The 17476-nt window shown below is 73.1% G+C and carries 19 protein-coding genes and 1 pseudogene; 9 read left to right on the top strand and 11 right to left on the bottom strand.

Translation table 11 applies throughout. The features are described 5' to 3' along the window. On the bottom strand, positions 1-200 hold a 200-nt coding region (locus B1205_RS30235), incomplete at its 3' end, for a hypothetical protein (RefSeq protein WP_217809766.1). 503 nt (positions 201-703) lie between these two features. On the opposite strand from B1205_RS30235, the gene B1205_RS08225 reads away from it, so the two are divergent. From B1205_RS08225 to B1205_RS08215, 4 genes are read left to right on the top strand one after another with little or no spacing between them, the layout of a single operon-like run. Beyond that, positions 704-2413, top strand: coding sequence for a nitrite/sulfite reductase (locus tag B1205_RS08225; RefSeq protein WP_089155064.1), 1710 nt, complete (start codon positions 704-706; stop codon positions 2411-2413). Beyond that, positions 2410-2568 carry an IS1 family transposase gene (locus tag B1205_RS28980; protein ID WP_139128717.1) on the top strand — a complete coding sequence of 53 codons (159 nt, stop codon included), beginning with the start codon at positions 2410-2412 and terminating at the stop codon, positions 2566-2568. The genes B1205_RS08225 and B1205_RS28980 overlap by 4 nt, the downstream gene beginning before the upstream one ends. Beyond that, positions 2565-3329 carry a phosphoadenylyl-sulfate reductase gene (locus tag B1205_RS08220; RefSeq protein ID WP_089155063.1) on the top strand — a complete coding sequence of 255 codons (765 nt, stop codon included), beginning with the start codon at positions 2565-2567 and terminating at the stop codon, positions 3327-3329. The genes B1205_RS28980 and B1205_RS08220 overlap by 4 nt, the downstream gene beginning before the upstream one ends. Continuing rightward, positions 3311-4111, top strand: a complete 801-nt coding sequence (locus B1205_RS08215; RefSeq protein WP_176308494.1) for a sirohydrochlorin chelatase — start codon at positions 3311-3313, stop codon at positions 4109-4111. Before B1205_RS08220 ends, B1205_RS08215 begins: the two co-directional genes overlap by 19 nt. A 64-nt stretch (positions 4112-4175) precedes the next feature. On the opposite strand, the gene B1205_RS08210 is transcribed toward B1205_RS08215, so the two are convergent. Together B1205_RS08210 and B1205_RS08205 are read right to left on the bottom strand one after the other, a co-directional pair. Continuing rightward, on the bottom strand, positions 4176-4433 hold the full coding sequence (locus B1205_RS08210) for a WhiB family transcriptional regulator (RefSeq protein WP_013288358.1): 258 nt from the start codon (positions 4431-4433) through the stop codon (positions 4176-4178). 445 nt (positions 4434-4878) lie between these two features. After that, positions 4879-5774: pseudogene (locus B1205_RS08205) on the bottom strand (diacylglycerol/lipid kinase family protein). 43 nt (positions 5775-5817) lie between these two features. Between B1205_RS08205 and B1205_RS08200 the strand changes: the two are divergent. Continuing rightward, complete coding sequence (locus tag B1205_RS08200) at positions 5818-6192, top strand: hypothetical protein (RefSeq protein ID WP_089155378.1); 375 nt, start codon at positions 5818-5820, stop codon at positions 6190-6192. Between the two features lie 6 nt (positions 6193-6198). Here the strand turns inward: B1205_RS08200 and B1205_RS08195 are convergent, their stop codons facing one another. The 3 genes from B1205_RS08195 to sodN are packed head-to-tail and all read right to left on the bottom strand — an operon-like array spanning position 6199 to position 7564. Next, a complete protein-coding gene (locus B1205_RS08195; protein WP_089155061.1) occupies positions 6199-6606 on the bottom strand; it encodes an ATP-binding protein in 408 nt (135 codons plus the stop codon). A gap of 32 nt (positions 6607-6638) precedes the next feature. Beyond that, positions 6639-7163, bottom strand: a complete 525-nt coding sequence (locus B1205_RS08190; RefSeq protein WP_089155060.1) for a GNAT family N-acetyltransferase — start codon at positions 7161-7163, stop codon at positions 6639-6641. Further along, positions 7160-7564: a superoxide dismutase, Ni gene (sodN, locus tag B1205_RS08185; protein ID WP_089155059.1), complete on the bottom strand. Its 405-nt coding sequence runs from the start codon at positions 7562-7564 to the stop codon at positions 7160-7162. Before sodN ends, B1205_RS08190 begins: the two co-directional genes overlap by 4 nt. A 93-nt stretch (positions 7565-7657) precedes the next feature. Here sodN and B1205_RS08180 point away from each other — a divergent pair, with 93 nt between their 5' ends. From B1205_RS08180 to B1205_RS08170, 3 genes are all read left to right on the top strand, one after another. Further along, on the top strand, positions 7658-7999 hold the full coding sequence (locus B1205_RS08180) for a S24 family peptidase (protein WP_176308493.1): 342 nt from the start codon (positions 7658-7660) through the stop codon (positions 7997-7999). 150 nt (positions 8000-8149) lie between these two features. Next, on the top strand, positions 8150-9325 hold the full coding sequence (locus tag B1205_RS08175; protein WP_089155057.1) for an NAD(P)-dependent malic enzyme: 1176 nt from the start codon (positions 8150-8152) through the stop codon (positions 9323-9325). Positions 9326-9402: 77 nt separating this feature from the next. Further along, positions 9403-10365 carry a zinc-binding dehydrogenase gene (locus B1205_RS08170; protein ID WP_176308492.1) on the top strand — a complete coding sequence of 321 codons (963 nt, stop codon included), beginning with the start codon at positions 9403-9405 and terminating at the stop codon, positions 10363-10365. Positions 10366-10418: 53 nt separating this feature from the next. On the opposite strand, the gene B1205_RS08165 is transcribed toward B1205_RS08170, so the two are convergent. From B1205_RS08165 to B1205_RS08155, 3 genes are all read right to left on the bottom strand, one after another. After that, positions 10419-11375 (bottom strand): alpha/beta hydrolase family protein, encoded by a 957-nt coding sequence (locus B1205_RS08165; protein ID WP_089155056.1) that lies wholly within the window; start codon positions 11373-11375, stop codon positions 10419-10421. A 164-nt stretch (positions 11376-11539) separates the two neighbouring features. Continuing rightward, entirely contained in the window at positions 11540-12073 is a 534-nt protein-coding gene (locus tag B1205_RS08160; protein ID WP_089155376.1) for a nucleotidyltransferase domain-containing protein, read from the bottom strand. 172 nt (positions 12074-12245) lie between these two features. Further along, positions 12246-13334 (bottom strand): alpha/beta hydrolase family protein, encoded by a 1089-nt coding sequence (locus tag B1205_RS08155; RefSeq protein WP_089155055.1) that lies wholly within the window; start codon positions 13332-13334, stop codon positions 12246-12248. 369 nt (positions 13335-13703) lie between these two features. Between B1205_RS08155 and B1205_RS29595 the strand changes: the two genes are divergently transcribed. Beyond that, positions 13704-13880: a hypothetical protein gene (locus B1205_RS29595; RefSeq protein WP_176308491.1), complete on the top strand. Its 177-nt coding sequence runs from the start codon at positions 13704-13706 to the stop codon at positions 13878-13880. 270 nt (positions 13881-14150) lie between these two features. Here the strand turns inward: B1205_RS29595 and B1205_RS08150 are convergent, their stop codons facing one another. Together B1205_RS08150 and pta are read right to left on the bottom strand one after the other, a co-directional pair. Continuing rightward, complete coding sequence (locus B1205_RS08150; protein WP_089155054.1) at positions 14151-15263, bottom strand: acetate/propionate family kinase; 1113 nt, start codon at positions 15261-15263, stop codon at positions 14151-14153. Next, a complete protein-coding gene (gene pta / locus B1205_RS08145; RefSeq protein ID WP_089155053.1) occupies positions 15260-17326 on the bottom strand; it encodes a phosphate acetyltransferase in 2067 nt (688 codons plus the stop codon). Before pta ends, B1205_RS08150 begins: the two co-directional genes overlap by 4 nt. Between the last annotated feature and the right edge of the window lie 150 nt (positions 17327-17476).

Here is a 17476-nt window from a genome sequence, read left to right as displayed (position 1 = left end):
TCATGAAGTTGGCGGCACTGGCGGTCTGTTTTAGCGCCGCCAACTTCATGATCGACTAGGCGGAGGGAGATCTTGGACGATTTCGGCTCCTCCAGGGGCCGTTCGGTACCAAGATCTGCCGGGTTGGGGTTGATCAAGGGTTTTGTGTCGGATTGAGGGCTGGTGAGGACGCGAACTCCTTGATCGTCGGAGTTGATCATGGGAGCGGGAGCGGGAGCGGGAGCGGGAGCGGGCCGGGACGGGGACGGGGACGGGAGGGAACGGGGACGGGGACGGGAGGGAGGCAACGGGGACGGAGGGAGGGGACGGGAGGGAGGGGAAGGGGAGCGGGACGGGAGGGGTGTGGGGTGTGGGGTGTGGGGTGTGGGGTTGGTCACGGGGAGGGGGCGTGTGGATGGGTGTCGATCGGGTGGGTGGCCCGTGATGTGGGATCACAGTGCCGGGCCGGTGGTCGGACACCCCGTGATGTGGCAGCATGAGGCACATGACCACCGCTGTCGTCCGCCGCTTCGTGGCTCGCCGCCACGTCGACTACGGCCGCGTGCGCAGCGCGATCTGTCCGGCCCACTGACGACGCCCGACCCATCCGTCTCGGGCGCGTTCCGCGCCGGCCGTCATCGACACCGCCGTCACGGCCCTTTCCCGGGCCGGCCGCCGCGTCCACGCTCCCAGGCACCGCAGCACACAAACGGAGGACGCCGCGATGGCGGTCAGCAGCACCCCGACCCGCTCGGACCAACCGGCTCCCGCCGCCCGGGGGCCTCGTCGGCCGCGTGGCGAGGGCCAGTGGGCGCTCGGGCACCGTGAGCCGCTCAACCCCAACGAGCGGATCAAGAAGGACGACGACCCGCTGAACGTGCGGGACCGGATCGAGAACATCTACGCGCACCGTGGCTTCGCCTCGATCGACCCGCAGGATCTGCGCGGCCGGTTCCGCTGGTGGGGCCTCTACACCCAGCGCAAGGCGGGCATCGACGGCGGACGCACCGCCGTGCTGGAGCCGCACGAGCTGGAGGACGAGTTCTTCATGCTCCGCGTCCGGGTGGACGGTGGGCAGCTCAGCCTCGCCCAGCTCCGGGTGATCGCGGAGATCTCCCGGGAGTTCGCCCGGGACACCGCCGACATCACCGACCGGCAGAACATCCAGTACCACTGGATCCGCGTCGAGGACATGCCGGAGATCTGGCGGCGGCTGGAGGGGGTCGGCCTGCAGACCACCGAGGCGTGCGGCGATTGTCCCCGGATCGTGCTCGGCAGCCCGGTCGCCGGGGTGGCCCGCGACGAGGTGCTCGATCCCACCCCGGCGATCGACGAGATCGTCCGCCGGTACGTCGGCGACAAGGCGTACTCGAACCTGCCCCGCAAGTTCAAGACTTCGATCTCCTGGCTGGTGGACACGCCGTACGAGGCGAACGACATCTCGTTCCTCGGCGTGGACCACCCGGAGCACGGGCCGGGCTTCGACGTCTGGGTCGGCGGCGGGCTCTCCACCAACCCGATGCTGGCGAAGCGGCTCGGCGTCTGGGTGCCGCTGCACGAGGTGCCGGACGTGTGGGCGGGCGTGGTCGGCATCTTCCGCGACTACGGCTACCGCCGGCTGCGCAACCGGGCCCGCCTGAAGTTCCTGGTCGCCGACTGGGGCGTGGAGCGCTTCCGCGAGGTGCTGGAGAAGGAATACCTGGGGCGGGCGCTGCTCGACGGCCCGGCCGCGGAGCTGCCCGCGAAGCCGGTCGACCACATCGGCGTGCACCCGCAGCGTGACGGCGCCAACTACGTGGGCGCCGCGCCGGTGGTGGGGCGCGTCTCCGGCACCCAGCTCGCCCAGCTCGCCGACGTGGTCGAGGCGCACGGCAGCGACCGGGTGCGGCTCACCCCGTACCAGAAGTTGCTCGTGCTGGACGTGGCGCCGGAGCGGACCGAGGAGCTGGTCACGGCGTTGCGGGGGATCGGCCTGGAGGCCCGGCCGTCGGCCTGGCGGCGCGGCACCATGGCCTGCACCGGCATCGAGTTCTGCAAGCTGGCCATCGTGGAGACCAAGCGGCGCGGCGAGGAGCTGGTCGCGCGCCTGGAGGAGCGGCTGCGTGACTTCGACGCGGACATCTCCATCCACCTGAACGGCTGTCCGAACGCCTGCGCCCGCACCCAGGTCGCGGACATCGGCCTCAAGGGCCAGCTCGTGGTCGGCCCGGACGGCCGGCAGGTCGAAGGTTTCCAGGTGCACCTCGGCGGCGGCCTCGGCATGGCCCAGGGGCAGACCGCCGGTTTCGGCCGCAAGCTGCGCGGCCTGAAGACCACCGCCGAGGAGCTTCCGGAGTACGTGGAACGGCTGGCCCGCCGCTACCTGGCCGGCCGGACCGACGGCGAGAGCTTCGCCAACTGGGTGATCAGAGCCGACGAGGAGGAGTTGAGATGAGTGACGCTCGGTCCGCGCCTCTCTACTGCCCGTACTGCGGCGAGGAGGACCTGCGCCCGCACGAGGCCGGGCACGGGGCCTGGGAGTGCCACGCCTGCGCGCGGGTGTTCTCGGTGAAGTTCACCGGCCTGCTGAGCCGGGCGGTGAACCGGTGACCGGCCTGGTCTCCGCCGCCGGCCTGGGCCTGGTCGGGGCCACCGGATCCGCTCCGGCCGACTCGGCGCGGCGTGGTCCGGAGGAGCTGCGGGCACTGGCCGAGGAGGCCGGGCGGACACTCGCGGACGCGCCCGCGCTGGAGATCGCCCGGTGGGCGGTGGAGACGTTCGGTGACCGGTTCTGCGTGACCAGTTCGATGGCCGACGGCGTGCTCGCCCACCTGGTCTCCCGGGTGGCACCCGGCGTCGACGTGGTGTTCCTGGACACCGGGCTGCACTTCCCGGAGACGCTGCGGGTTCGCGACGAGGTGGCTCGGCGGATGCCGGTGCGGGTCCGCTCGATCCGGCCCCGGATGACCGTCGGGCAGCAGGACGGGCAGTTCGGTCCGCGCCTGTTCAGCCGGTCCCCGGACGACTGCTGCCAGCTCCGCAAGGTGGAGCCGCTGGAGCGGGCGCTGACCGGGTACGACGCGTGGGCCGCCGGGCTGCGCCGGGACGAGTCGCCGACCCGCGCCAACACGCCGGTGGTGGGCTTCGACACCCGCCGCGGCAAGGTCAAGGTCAACCCGATCGCCGCTTGGACGCAGCGCGACGTGGACGCGTACGTGGCCCGCCACGACATCCCGGTCAACGAGCTGATCGCCCGGGGTTACGGCTCGGTGGGCTGCTGGCCGTGCACGCGCCGGACGAAGGCGGGGGAGGACCCGCGCGCCGGTCGCTGGGCGATGTTCGAGAAGACCGAGTGCGGCCTGCACACCTGACGGCCGGGCCACCGGTGGTGCTGGTGGCGCACGGCAGCCGGGATCCCCGTGCGGCCGAGGCGACCCGGGCACTGGCCCGGGCGGTGGCGGCCACCTGTCCGGGCCGTCCGGTGCTGCCGAGTTGGCTCGACCACACCGATCCCGGGCCGGCCGAGGTGCTGCGGCAGTTGGCCGCCGCCGGGCATTCCCGGGTGGTGCTGGTGCCGCTGCTGCTGACCGCCGCGTACCACCGGAAGGTGGACATCCCGGCGGCGGTTGCGGCGGCCGGCGCGGGCCTCGACGTGCGGGTGACGGAGGTGCTGGGGCCGACCGGCGGGGTGGTGGACGCCCGGCTGCTGGCCGGGCTGCGGCGGCGGCTGGCCGAGGCGGCCGGCGCGGCCCCGGCGGGCGTGGACGTGGCCGGCGCCGACGCGGACGTGGCCGGCGCCGACGCGGCCGGCGTGGACGCCGTGGTGCTGGCCGCGGCCGGCACCCGCGATCCCGCCGCGCGGTCCTCGGTGGGCCGGGTCGCTGCGGCGCTCGGCACCGGGCTCGGCGTGCCCTGCCGGGTCTCGTACGCCTCCGCGGCACCCCCGGAGGTCGGCGACGCGGTGGCCCGGCTGCGGGCCGCGGGTGCCCGCCGGGTGGCGGTCGCCGCCTACTTCCTGGCGCCCGGCCGGTTCCACGACGGGGTACGCGCGTCGGCCCGCTCGGCCGGTGCGGTGGCGGTCGCCGACCCGCTCACCGACCTGCCGGAACTCGCCGACCTCGTGCGGGGGCGGGTGGACGCGGCGGCGGGATGAACGGGCCCGGACAGCGTGACGCCCCGGCCGGAATCCCGGCCGGGGCGTTTCGCGTGTGTGGGGGTCAGGCGGAGTGAGCGCGCAGCACCCGGAGCCCGCCGCGGCGCTTGACCGCGCGGCGTTCCTCCTCGCTCATCCCACCCCAGACACCGGCGTCCTGACCGGACTCCAGCGCCCACTGCAGACACTGGTCGGTCACGGGGCAGCGCCGGCAGACGGCCTTTGCCTGCTCCACCTGCAGGAGGGCCGGACCGGACGTCCCGATCGGGAAGAACAGCTCCGGGTCCTCGTCGCGGCAGACCGAATCGTGGCGCCAGTCCATGGCGGCAACACTCCTCATTCTTAGTGGGTGGCAGATAACGCTTTGTTGCTATTCCTATTTGCGTCCGCATTGCCGATCGGTGACGGTCAGCATCCGTCTTTTCGGCGCTGCGTGAGCAGACTGTGGGCTCCTGGACCTGCTGGAACAGCTCAACCTGACGAGCATATCCAGGCGAAGTCCCGGTAACACGAGTTCGCTTGTGAATACTTTCACGAACTACAGCCATGTCAAGGGTGACGCTCGGAAAAACTCCGAACAGTGAGCGGGCTCACCACCCATTTGTCCCGGTTTGCGAGTGCTCTCGTTACCCGGTGTGCCACAGTCGAGGATCAATATAGTACGGTCTGCGTGACGTTGCTGACATTTCCGACACCCTTTCTCGGCGTGGCGGCCACCTCACCCGCGCGGTGGGGGGTCCGCGTCAACCGACGGGGGTACCCGAGACCTAGCAGATTACTCTCAGTGCGGCGGGAATGGAGGTGAATCTTATTTTTTCCCGCTCGCCGAGGTAGTCCCCGTCCAGCTGGAACGGCAGCGGACGGCCCGAGAGCAGGGTGAACTCCGCCAGGTCGTGCAGTCGGAGCACCTGCTTGCCGTGCGGATCGGGCTGTCGGGAGAAGAACTGCGTCACTGTCCGTGCTGTGCTGGCCACCTTGAGCTGCCGGATCGCGAGCACGTCGAGCCCGAGATCGAACGACGCCTCCGGATTCGGATTGATCTCCCGGTCGCCGAGATAGGTCCATGGCGCGGTGTTCTGGATGATGGCGGTGGCCAACTCGGTCGCCGGTGCCTCGCCGGGGCGCTCCAGCGTGATCGGCGGGTGACGACGGTCCGATCCGACGAAGTACTGACTCGCCGTGGAGCGGAAGTAGAGCGCCGGGGTGGAGACCCGACCCCGCTTGCGCGCCTGCTCCACCCGGCGGATCACCGCGGCGTCGAGCCCGAAGCCCGCGCAGAACGTGAAGTAGCGGTCGTCCGCGCGACCCAACCCGATCGTGCGCGAGCGGCCCAGCCGAAGCCCTTCCAGGATCATGCTGGTGCCGTCCGGCCACTCCCGGGGCAGCCCGAGGGCACGGGCGAAGACGTTCGTCGAACCGCCCGGCACGGTGGCCAGCGCCGGCAGCCGCTCGGCCGAGGTCTGCCCGGTGCGGAACGTCGGCGGCTCCGCCGCCATCAGCCCGTTGACCACCTCGTTGACGGTGCCGTCGCCGCCGAGCGTGACCACCAGGTCGNGTAGCGCACCGACAGGTCGACTTCACTACGCAGCGCCCGGACCAAGACGTCCCGGCTGCGCTCGCTGGTGGTGGTGGCCTTCGGATTGACCACCAGGACGGCCCGCATGGGCGGCACTGTACCGCGCATACCCACCGGTATCGTGGCCCGCGTGACGATCGACTCCGGCCCGGTTCCCGCCCCGCTCCGTACGGCGGTGCTCCTGCTGCGCGCCGAGGCGGTGGCGCTCGGGCTGGTCGCGGTCTGGCTGATCTGGGCCGACCTGACCGCCGACCACACCGATCTGGCCTCGGCGCTGCTGGTGACCGCGTTCGCGGTCGCCGGAGCGGTCGCGCTCTGGGCGCTGGGCGGCGCGTTGGCCCGGCGGCGGTCAGCTGCCCGCGCGCCGGCCATCGTGCTCCAGCTCATGCTGCTGCCGATCGGCTGGTACATGATCTCCGGCGGCCTGGGTTGGCTCGNCGTGGTCGGGCTGCTGGTCAGCAGCCCGACGAACCGCGCGCTCGGCTTCGGCGACCCGACCCCCTGACGGCGGTCAGTAGCCGCCGGCGCGACGGGTCAGCAGCGAGATGGTGGCCCGGCCGTCGGCCGCGTGGGCGCCGGCCGCGGTGGTCAACGCGGTGAGCACCTTCCAGGCGAAGGACGACTCGGACGGGAGCGTGGCGCCCCGCACGGTCGGCACGGTCACCTCGACGGCGAGCGCGTCCTCGGTGACCGCGAAGCGGCACTCCAGCTCGGCGTCGCGGGTGGCGATGGCGAGCAGCATGGCGCACGCCTCGTCCACCGCGATGCGAAGGTCCTCGATCTCGTCGAGGGCGAACTGGAGCCGGGCCGCGAGCCCGGCCGTGGCGGTGCGGAGCACGCCGAGGTAGCCGCCGTCGGCGGGCACGGTGAGGTGCACGACGTCGTCGTCGGTGGTCGGTAGCCCGGTCAGTTGAGTCACGCCTCATCCCCCCGGTGCGGGACTCTACCCGGTCAGCCGGCCGAACGGGTGGGAGCGGGCGTCGCCCGTGCGGCGAGATCCCGCAACGGGGCCCCGGTCAGCCGGTACGGCGTCCACTCGTCCATCGGCGTGGCCCCGATCGCGGCGTAGAAACGGGCCGCCGGGTTCCACCCGATCATCCACCAGTCAAGCCGCTGGTAGCCGCGCTCGACGCAGATCGCGGCGAGGGTGGCCAGCAGCAGCCGCCCCGCGCCGGTGCCCCGGGCGGACGGCCGGACGTAGAGGTCCTCCAGGTAGATGCCGTGCACGCCGGCCCAGGTGGAGAAGTTGAGGAACCAGAGGGCGAAGCCCACCGGCTCGTCCGTCGCATCCACCGCGACGTGCCCGAACAGCGCCGGGGCGCTCGGGAACAACGCCGCGTGCAGTTGGTCGGCGGTGAGGTGGCACTGCTCCGGGGCGCGTTCGTACGCGGCGAGTTCGTGCACCATGGCGACGACGGCCGGTACGTCCTCGGGACGTACCGGCCGGATCGTCGGTGCCGTGGCGGGCGCCGTCACGCCTGCTTGGTCTCCCAGAAGATCTTCGAGATCTCGTCGATCTTCGAGAGCAGCTCGTCGGCCTTGGCCGGGTCGGTGCCACCCTTGGCGCCGGCCGCCCCGGCCAGCTTGGTGGCCTCGTTGAAGAGCTGGTGCAGGTGCGGGTACTTCTCGAAGTGCTGCGGCTTGAAGTAGTCGGTCCAGAGCACCCACAGGTGGTGCTTGACCAGGTCCGCCCGCTGCTCCTTGATCAGGATGGCGCGGGTGCGGAACTCCGGGTCGGTGTTCGCCTGGTACTTCTCGCAGATCATTTTGACCGACTCGGCCTCGATCCGGGCCTGGGCCGGGTCGTAGACGCCACAGGGCAGGTCGCAGTGGGCGCTGGCGGTCACCCGGGGCGTGAGGATGCGGGGAAGGCGCATCAGGGTCCTCCATGGGATGTTTGCGATGATCGAAGACGACATTACTCCTGGAGATGCTTTCCAGCGGGCGGGAGGTGAAACCCGGTGCCGGCCGTGGCGGAACCCTCCGTGCCCGAACTGCGTGGCCCGTTCGTGCCCGTCCTGGTGACCGGCCCGTCCATGTCACCGACGCTGCGCCACGGCGACGCGGTGCTGGTCCGCACCGGTGGCCGCCCGACCCGTCCCGGCGACGTGGTGGTCGCGGTCTTCCGCAGCCGTCCGGACCTGCTGGTGGTCAAGCGCGCGGTCGAGCCGCGCGACGGCGGCTGGTGGCTGCGCGGCGACAACGACCTCGTCGCCGACGACTCCCGGGCGTACGGGGTCGCCGACGTGCGCGGCCGGGTGGTGGCGCGCTGGTGGCCGCGTCCGGGACGGATCAGGGGCGGGTCGAGGTGACGATCGATATGACCCCGCTCACACCCGGGGGAAGGGTGGGTGGTTATGCTCGGAAAGTGCCCGGGTGACCCCCGCACCGCCGCCCCGCCGGTCGCTGACCACCGCTGACCGAGCCGCCGGTCCGTCTGCTCGACAGATCCTGGAGTCACCATGTCTACGTCCACCCCGGACCCCGCCGATCCCGTCTTCCGGCTGCACCTCGGGGGCAAGATGGCGGTCACCTCGACCGTCCCGCTCACCAGCCGGGAGGACCTCTCCCTCGCGTACACCCCGGGGGTGGCCCGGGTGTGCGAGGCGATCGCCGCCGACCCCGACCTCGCCGACACCTACACCTGGGCGTCGCACACCGTCGCGGTGGTCACCGACGGCACCGCCGTGCTCGGCCTGGGCAACATCGGCCCGCGCGCCGCGCTGCCCGTGATGGAGGGCAAGGCGGTGCTGTTCAAGCAGTTCGCGGGCGTCGACGCGGTGCCGGTCTGCCTGGACACCCAGGACGTGGACGAGATCGTCGCGGCGGTACGGGCGATCGCCCCCTCGTTCGGTGGCATCAACCTGGAGGACATCAGCGCGCCGCGCTGCTTCGAGGTGGAGCGCCGGCTGGACGAGGCGCTGCCCATCCCGGTCTTCCACGACGACCAGCACGGCACCGCGATCGTGGTGCTGGCCGCCCTGCGCAACGCGGCGACGCTGCTCAACCGCAAGCTCGGCGACCTGCGGGTGGCGGTCAGCGGCGCCGGCGCGGCCGGGGTCGCGGTGACGAAGATGCTGATCGCCGGCGGCGTCGACCCGGCCCGGGTGGTGGTCTGCGACTCCCGCGGCATCATCGGCCGGCACCGCGAGCTGACCGGCACCAAGGCCGAACTGGCCGAGCTGACCAACGCCGAGGGCCGCCAGGGCGACGTCACCGAGGCGCTGCGCGGCGCGGACGTGCTCATCGGCGTCTCCGGCGGGCAGATCCCCGAGGTGGCGGTGGCCGGCATGGCCCCCGGCGGCATCGTGTTCGCGCTGGCCAACCCCACCCCGGAGGTGCACCCCGAGGTGGCCGCCCGGCACGTCGCGGTGGTCGCCACCGGGCGCAGCGACTACCCGAACCAGATCAACAACGTGCTCGCCTTCCCGGGCGTGTTCCGGGGCGCGCTGGACGCCGGTGCGACCCGGGTCACCGACGGGATGAAGGTGGCCGCCGCCGACGCCATCGCGGGCGTGGTGGCCGAGTCACTGACCGTGGACGCGATCGTGCCGTCGCCGCTCGATCCGCGTGTCGCACCGGCGGTCGCCTCGGCGGTGGCCGAGGCCGCCCGGCGCGACGGGGTTGCGCGCCGCTGACGGTGTAAGGAAGGTGCCCTTCTTAACGCCTCCCGCATAGGAAGGGCCCCTTCTTAACGCCCGCTCAGCTTGTTACCGTGCCGATCATGCGTGCTGCCTTCGCCTCGGCCTTCGACGCCGACAACCCGCTCGCCGCGCTTGCCGTCGGTGACCGTCCCGAGCCGGTCCATCCGCAGGACGACTGGGTCACCGTGCGGGTCCGGGCCAGCTCGCTCAATCACCACGACCTGTGGTCGCTGCGCGGCGTGGGCCTGACCGCCGACCTGCTCCCGATGATCCTCGGCTGTGACGCGGTGGGCACCGACCCCGACGGCAACGAGGTGGTCATCTACCCGGTCGTGCCCACCCCGGGCGACCCGCGCGGGGTCTCCATCCTCTCCGAGCGCTTCCCCGGCACCTTCGCCGAGCTGGTCGCCGTACCCCGAACGAACCTGCTGCCGCTGCCCGACGGCCTGTCGGCGACCGACGCGGCGTGCCTGCCCACGGCCTGGCTCACCGCGTGGCGGATGCTCACCACCCGGGGCCGGGTCGCCGACGGCGAGTCGGTGCTGGTCCAGGGCGCCGGGGGTGGCGTGGCCACCGCGGCGGTCGCGCTCGCCGTCGCGCTCGGCAAGCGGGTGTACGCGACCAGCCGCGACGCCGCCAAGCGGGAGCGGATCGCCGAGCTGGGCGCGACCGCGCTGGAGCCCGGCGCGCGGCTGCCGGAGCGGGTCGACGTGGTGATCGAGACGGTCGGCGCGGCCACGTTCGACCACTCGCTGAAGTCGGCCGCGCCGATGGCCCGGATCGTGGTCTCCGGCGCCACCGCCGGGCACGAGCCCAAGGTCAACCTGCGCCGGGTCTTCGCCATGCAGCTGGAGATCCTCGGCACCTCGATGGGCGGCCCGGACGAGCTGGCCGAACTGCTCGCGTTCTGCGCCGAGCGTGGGGTGCGCCCGGTGGTGGACCGGATCGTCCCGTTCAGCCGCATCTCCGAGGCGTTCGCCCGCCTGCACTCCGGCGAGGTCTTCGGCAAGGTGGTCGTCGACCACACGGCGTGAGGTGTTAAGCGGGGCCCCCTTCTCTACCGGAGGCGTTAAGAAGGGGCCCCTCCTTACAGGCGGTCGTTGAAGGTGGCCAGGCCGCCACGGGTGGCGTCGGCGGGGAGGCGCTCCTTCGCCGCCGGGTCACCGTAGAGCGTCCACCGGAGGAACTCGACCGTGGTGTCGGCGACCACCCGCAGCGCCTTCCCGTCCCCGAGCAGCGCCCGCCCGTGGTCGCCCTTCGGCAGACTGAGCATCGCCTTCGGCCACGGCACCGCGTCGAAGACCGCCTTGCCGGCGGCGTACGACACCACCTCGTCCGCCTCGCCGTGCACGAACAGTTGCGGCGCGGCGGCCCCGGCGAACGCGGTGCCCACGCCGAGCGCCGTACCGGCGAAGACGATGCCGGCGTCCAGGCGCTCGTCGCGGCCCGCGGTGAACAACCCGATCGTGGTCACGCCGCCGGCGCTGTGCCCGGTCGCGGCCACCCGCTCCGGGTCCAGCCGGCCGTGCAGCGGATCACCCGCCGTCTCGCCGAGCGCGAGCACCTTGGTCAACACGTACGACACGTCGGCCGGCTGGTTGAGCACGTCCAGCGGGTTGCCGTCACCGCCCCGCGCGGTGTGCGGGAACCGTGGCGCGGCGACCACGAACCCGGCCGCCGCCCAGCGCGTCAACAGCACCTGGTAGTCCTCCGGGCGAGCACTCAGGCCGTGGCTGAACAGCACCACCGGGAACCGCCCGGCCGCCGCGGTGGCGGACCGCTCGGCCGCGCCACCGGCCGCACCCCGCGCCGGGTACCAGATGGTCACCGGCAACGGCCGGTCGCCGTCGCGGTTCAGCTTTACCTGGCGTACGCCGACCGCGAAGCTCTCCGTGGGCGCCTTGCCGGCGGGTACCCGCGGCGCGGGCGTGGTGGTCCTCGGTTCGGGTGCCGGACGCTCGGCCGGGGCGATCGGCTCGGAACAGCCGGCCAGGCCGGTGCCGAGCAGGGCTGCGGTGACCAGGGCGACGGGACGACGGTGCATGAACCCGATTGTGCCTCGCGATCGCGGTCGACCAGGCCGGGTCGGTTCGTCGGGGTGGTGTCCGCTGGCCCGGGACGCTCTGCCGGATGCCCTCGGCGGCCCGGCGCGCGGTCGTTCGCGGGTCGGTTCGGGCTCGTCGCGTGGCGCCTTCGGCGGGCCGGGGGTCAGCGTGGCGGGCCGTCGCGGGCGGAGGCTCGGAGGCGGGCCAGGTCGGCGGCGTCCTTGGCGCGGCGGGGCCGCTCGGGCATCCAGACCGGGAACATCTCCTTGAACTCGATCTGTGCGGTGACACTGATCACGGGCACGGTGAGCGAATTGAGCCGGCCGGCTGGCGCGTCGAGCATCCCGGCCGGCAGGGGGGTGCCCGCCCAGGGGCCGGCCCCGACCACCACCCGACCCGCCGCGTCCCGGTCCAGGTAGGCGAAGCTCAGTTCGACGTCATCCCGGAGCAGGTCGAGCTGCGTCGCGACCGGCATCCGCGGATCGGGGCGCCAGCCCCGCCCGCCGAGCCCGGCCGCCAGCCGGTCGGCGTCGCGCCGCCAGCAGTACCAGTCGACGTCGACGTGCGGGCGGCTGACCGTACCGAGGTGGAAGTCCATCGCCCAGCCGCCGCGCAGCCACACCGCGACCCCGGTCGTCCCGGCCAGCTCGACGACCTCCCGGATCGCGTCCAGTTGCCGCTCCTCCAGCCCGTCCACCACCCGACACTACCGACCCCCACCCCCCACCCCGCACCCCCGCGCCGCCGTCCCGCCCCACGCCGTCCCGCCCCACGCCGTTGATCATGAAGTTGGCGGGGTGCATATCGGACAGCGGATACGGTCAACCTCATGATCAACGGGGGCGGGTGCGGGTGGGTGGGGGTGGGGGTCAGGTGGGGAGGGCTCGGGTGGTGAAGGTGGTCGTGCCGGGGCTGGTGGCGTCGGCGGGGAGACGGCCCAGGGCCGCCCGGTCGGCGTAGAGCGCCCAGCGGAGGAAGTCGGTGGTGGTGTCGAGTACCTGAGGGAATCCGGGCCGGCTCGGGTTCAGGTACTCGCCATGGCCCTGCCCCGGGAGGCTGAGGAAGGCGGCCGGGCCGAGACAGCGGGCGTACGCGGCCCGGCCCACCGACTCCGGAACGATCCGGTCGGCGGTGCCGTGTACGAACAGCATCGGCGCGAGCGGCCGGGACGGGCCGTCGACGAGCCGGCCACCGGCGATCACGATCCCGGCCCGCAACGGGGACGGTCGCCCTGAGGCGAACATGCCGAGCGTGGTGTGACCACCGGCCGAGTGCCCGGCGGCGGCGATCCGGTTCACGGCCAGGTGCGCGCCGAGCGGATCACCGGGTCGGGCGCTCAGACGGACCAGGTGACGGATCAACCGCCGGGCGTCGGCTGGTTGATTGCGGACGTCGTCGCGGGTGAAGTTACGGGCCCGCAGGTTGGTGCGCGGGTAGGTGGGCGCCACCACCACGAAACCGGCGGCAGCCCACCGGGTGGTGAGCTGCGCGTGCAGCGCGGGCAGGCTACGCAGGCCGTGACTGTAGAGGACCACCGGAAACCGCCCGGCCGCCATCGGTGCCCGCACCCGTACGCTCGGCCCGGCCTGCGCGCCGGAGTTCGGCGGCCCGGCCGGACCCATCGGCCGGGAAGGCCCGACGGCGGAACCGGCGAGACTGGTGGCGGTGAAGGAACGGAGGTAGCGGCCCGTCGGTGCGGGGGCCGGACGCGCGAAGGCGCCGGTCGTCCGCCCGGGGGAGGCCGGCGGGTCCGCCGGATACCAGACGGTGACCGGCAGGGGACGGGGGCCGTTCAGGTCGACCGTCAACTGCCGCACCCCAACCGGGTACGGGCGCTCAGGCGCGGTCCGGACGTCGGCCGGAGCCGGCCCGGTGGTGGCCATGGCTGCCCCGCAACCGGCCAGCAGCGCCGTCACCAGCGCCGTCATCAGCGCGGCGACCAGCCGCTGCCCCGTCATGCCTGCACGGTAAACAGCCGAGCGGCTCGCCGCGCCCACCATCCGGGCGGGCTGCCTCCGCCGCCCGGCCGGGCAGCGCCTCCGCCACCCGGCCGGGCAGTGCCTCCGCCGNGGCGGTGCCCTCACGGCCCCCGGCCGGGCGGTGCCCTCACGGCCCCCGGCCGGGCACGGCTTCCACGACGCCAGCGGGTAGTGCCGCCACGACTTCGGCCGGGTAGTGCCTTCACCGTTCGGCCGGGTGGTGGCTCCATCGCCCGGTCGGGCAGTGCTTCCACGGCCCGGCCGGGCTGGCGCACGCTGGCCGTCAGGGCTCACCGAAGCCGGCCCGGCGGGGCACTCGGGGCCGGTGGGTTCGCTAGGGTCACCGGCATGGCTGAAAACCACATCGACCCGAGTGGCAACACCGCACAGTTCCGCGCCTTCGTCGATTCGCCCGAGCCCGCTCCGGCGGCGGCGTCGGCCCCGTCCCGGCTGCCGCTGCTCGCCGGCATCGGCGTGGCCGTCGTGGTGGTGGTGGCCCTGGTTGCCTGGCTCGCTCTGGGCTGAGCGCCGCAGCGGCGCTGNTGGCGGCATCGCGATCGGTTCGATGCCGCCACTTCGCCGAAGCCGAAACCGAACCGAAAGCCGAAGCCGAAACCGAACCGAAAGCCGAAACCGAAGCCGGACCGAAAGCCCGACCGAAAGCCCGACCGAAAGCCCGACCGGGCCGAACCCGAAGCCGGGCCGAACCCGAAGCCGGACCGGGCCGAAGCCGGACCGGGCCGAACCAAAGCCGGGCCGGGGCTGGCCCGAATCGAGGCCGAAACGAAGCCGGGGTCAGGCCGCCAGCACGGCCCGGGTCTCGCGGGCGATCTCCCGCTCCTCGTCGGTGCCCACCACGAGCACCGCGACCTCCGCGCCGTCGGGGGAGACGAGCCGGTCGCCCGTACCGTCGTTGCGGGTCGGGTCGACGGCGATGCCGAGTCGGTCCAGCCCGGCCAGCGACGCGGCCCGCACCGCCGCGGCGTGTTCGCCGACGCCGGCGGTGAAGGCGATCGCGTCGACCCGCCCGAGGAGTGCGTAGTACGCCCCCACGTATCCGGTGATCCGACGGCAGTAGACGTCGAACGCCAGCGTGGCGTCCGGGTCGCCGGCGTCGCGGCGGGCCAGCACCTCGCGCATGTCGTTGGCCCCGGTGAGCCCGAGCAGGCCGCTGCGGTGGTTGAGCAGGTCGTCGATCTCGTCCACGCCCATCCCGCCCTCGCGGCGCAGGTGGAAGATGATCGTCGGGTCGAGGTCGCCGCTGCGGGTGCCCATCACCAGGCCCTCCAGCGGGGACATGCCCATCGACGTGGCCATGCTCCGGCCGCCGCGTACCGCGCACGCGCTCGCCCCGTTGCCCAGGTGCAGCGTGATGGTGTTCAGTTCGGCGTACGGCCGGTCGAGCAGCTCGGCGGCGCGACGCGAGACGTACGCGTGCGAGGTGCCGTGGAAGCCGTACCGCCGCACGTCGTGGCGCTCGGCGGTGGCCTTGTCGATGGCGTACGTGGCGGCGGCGTCGGGCAGCGTGTGGTGGAACGCGGTGTCGAAGACCGCCACCTGCGGGGTGTCCGGCAGTGCCTCCCGGGCCACCCGGATGCCGGCCAGGTTGGCCGGGTTGTGCAGCGGGGCGAGCGGGACCAGCTCCTCGATCGCGGTGACCACCGCGTCGTCGATCAGCACCGGCGCGCTGAACCGCCGCCCGCCGTGCACCACCCGGTGCCCGACGCCGGCCAGCCCGTCGAGGTCGAGCCGGCCGAGGATTTCCCGGATGGCGGCCTCGTGGTCGGCCGGTCCGCCGCCCGGCTCACCGATCCGCTCCACGGTGCCCTTGTCGAGGATCCGGTCGCCGTCGTACAGGCGGTACTTGACCGACGAGGACCCGCTGTTGAGGACCAGGATGCGGCTCATTCAGACGCCTCCGCGGCGGCCTGGATGGCGGTGATCGCCACCGTGTTGACGATGTCCGGCACGGTCGCGCCCCGGGAGAGGTCGTTGACCGGCCGGCGTAGGCCCTGCATGACCGGGCCGACCGCCACCGCGCCGGCCGAGCGCTGCACCGCCTTGTACGTGTTGTTGCCGGTGTTCAGGTCCGGGAAGATGAACACGGTGGCCCGTCCCGCGACCGGGCTGTCCGGCAGCTTGGTCGCCGCGACCTGCGGGTCGATCGCCGCGTCGTACTGGATCGGCCCCTCGACCAGCAGCTCCGGGCGGCGCTCGCGGACCAGCTCGGTGGCCGCCGCGACCTTCTCCACGTCCGCGCCGGAGCCGGAGCTGCCGGTGGAGTACGACAGCATCGCCACCCTCGGCTCGATGCCGAAGCGGGCCGCGGTGTCGGCCGACGAGATGGCGATGTCGGCGAGCTGGGCGGCGTCCGGGTCGGGGTTGACCGCGCAGTCGCCGTAGACCAGCACCCGGTCGGCGAGCAGCATGAAGAAGACGCTGGAGGCGACCGAGACGTCGGGCACGGTCCGGATGATCTCGAAGGCGGGGCGGATGGTCGCCGCCGTGGTGTGGGTGGCCCCGGAGACCATGCCGTCGGCGTGGCCGGTCCGCACCATCATCGTGCCGAAGTAGTTGGGTTGCGCCACGATGTCGTACGCCAGCTCCGGGGTGACGCCGCGGTGCGCGCGCAGCTCGGCGTACGCGGCGGCGAACCCGTCCCGCCACTCGCTGGTGGCCGGGTCGACCACCTGCGCGTCGCCGACGTCGACGCCCAGCTCCCGGGCCCGGCGGGCGATGTCGTCGGGGCGGCCGAGCAGGGTCAGCTCGGCGACGCCCCGGCGCAGCAGCACCTCGGCCGCGCGCAGGATCCGGCCCTCGGTGCCCTCGGGCAGCACCAGCCGGCGGCGTCGGGCCCGGGCCCGGTCGAGCAGGTCGTTCTCGAACATCAGCGGGGTGACCCGCGCGGACCGGGTGACCCGCAGCCGGCGGGCCAGGTCGTCGGTGTCCACGCAGCGCTCGAATGCGCCCAGGGCGGCCTCGACCTTGCGCGGGTTGGCGGTGCTGGGGCGCCCCTCGATCCGGCTGGACGCCTCGACCGTGTCGTAGCTGTCGCTGGTCACCGACAGCACGGCCAGCCCGGTGTTCATCCGCTCGACCAGCCGCATGGCCCGTGGGTCGGGCTGTTCGCCGAGCGTGAGCACCAGCCCGGCCAGCGACACCTGCCCGGCGACGTGCGCGGCGGCGGCCGCCACCAGCAGGTCGGCCCGGTCGCCCGGCGTGATCACCAGCGCTCCGTCGGCGAGGTGGTCGAGCAGCGTCGGTACGTGCGCCGCGCCGACCACGTAGTCGAGCACGTCACGGTCGAGCGCGGCCGGGTCGCCGGCGAGCCGGCTGGCGCGCAGCGCCGCCGCCACCTCGGCCACCGTCGGCGCCGACACGGTCGGCACCTCCGGGATCGCGTACGCGGGGACGGGCAGCTCGGGCAGCGTCATCGGCCCGGGTACTCGGTTGGCGACCACCGCCACCACGGTCGCGCCGAGGTCGACCAAGTCGTGGTACGCCCCCCGCATGGCCGCCGCGATCGACTCGGGCGGCTGCCCGAACCCGTCCACCACGGGCACCACCACGCTGCCGAACTCGACCGCCAGCCGGGCGTTGAAGGCCAGCTCACGCGGGCCGGCGCCGTCCCCGTCGGCGAAGTCGCTGCCCACCACCACGACCGCCGGGCAGCGCCGTTCCACCTCGCGGTAGCGGGCCACGATCGCCGAGATCAGCTCCTCCCGCCGGCCGTTGGCCACCAGTTCGGTGGCCTCGGCGTAGGTCGCGCCGTGCAGCTCGTCGACCGGCTGCTCCACCCGGTAGCGCTCGGTGAGCAGGGCCAGGATCTGGTCCGGCCCGTCGCCGGGAACCAGTGGCCGGAACGCGCCGATCCGCTCGACCTGTCGGGACAGCAACTCGGCCAGGCCGAGCGCCACGGTCGACTTCCCCCCACCCGACCCCACGCCGGTGAGGTACACGCTGCGCGCCACGACCCCACGCTACAAGATCGCCGCGCCCGCCGCCCGGGTCCTTCGTCCCCGGCCCCGCACCCCTCAAATGATCTTGCATTTGCATTTTCCCGCATGTTCGATAAGCAAACTTTATCGAGGCCGAATTGCAAGATCATCGGATCGGGTAGG

It is taken from the genome of Micromonospora sp. NBS 11-29 (genome assembly GCF_002140155.1).
Taxonomy (GTDB): domain Bacteria; phylum Actinomycetota; class Actinomycetes; order Mycobacteriales; family Micromonosporaceae; genus Micromonospora.
Note: the sequence above shows the minus strand (reverse complement) of the source record. Positions and strands in the feature narration are given on the sequence as shown.

Excerpts from the sequence above, each read along its gene's own strand:
- B1205_RS08225 (WP_089155064.1), top strand. The coding sequence starts at position 704 with ATGGCGGTCAGCAGCACCCCGACCCGCTCGGACCAACCGGCTCCCGCC.
- B1205_RS28980 (WP_139128717.1), top strand. The coding sequence starts at position 2,410 with ATGAGTGACGCTCGGTCCGCGCCTCTCTACTGCCCGTACTGCGGCGAG.
- B1205_RS08210 (WP_013288358.1), bottom strand. The coding sequence starts at position 4,433 with ATGGACTGGCGCCACGATTCGGTCTGCCGCGACGAGGACCCGGAGCTG.
- sodN (WP_089155059.1), bottom strand. The coding sequence starts at position 7,564 with ATGCGCCTTCCCCGCATCCTCACGCCCCGGGTGACCGCCAGCGCCCAC.
- B1205_RS08175 (WP_089155057.1), top strand. The coding sequence starts at position 8,150 with ATGTCTACGTCCACCCCGGACCCCGCCGATCCCGTCTTCCGGCTGCAC.
- B1205_RS08165 (WP_089155056.1), bottom strand. The coding sequence starts at position 11,375 with ATGCACCGTCGTCCCGTCGCCCTGGTCACCGCAGCCCTGCTCGGCACC.
- B1205_RS08155 (WP_089155055.1), bottom strand. The coding sequence starts at position 13,334 with ATGACGGGGCAGCGGCTGGTCGCCGCGCTGATGACGGCGCTGGTGACG.
- B1205_RS29595 (WP_176308491.1), top strand. The coding sequence starts at position 13,704 with ATGGCTGAAAACCACATCGACCCGAGTGGCAACACCGCACAGTTCCGC.
- B1205_RS08150 (WP_089155054.1), bottom strand. The coding sequence starts at position 15,263 with ATGAGCCGCATCCTGGTCCTCAACAGCGGGTCCTCGTCGGTCAAGTAC.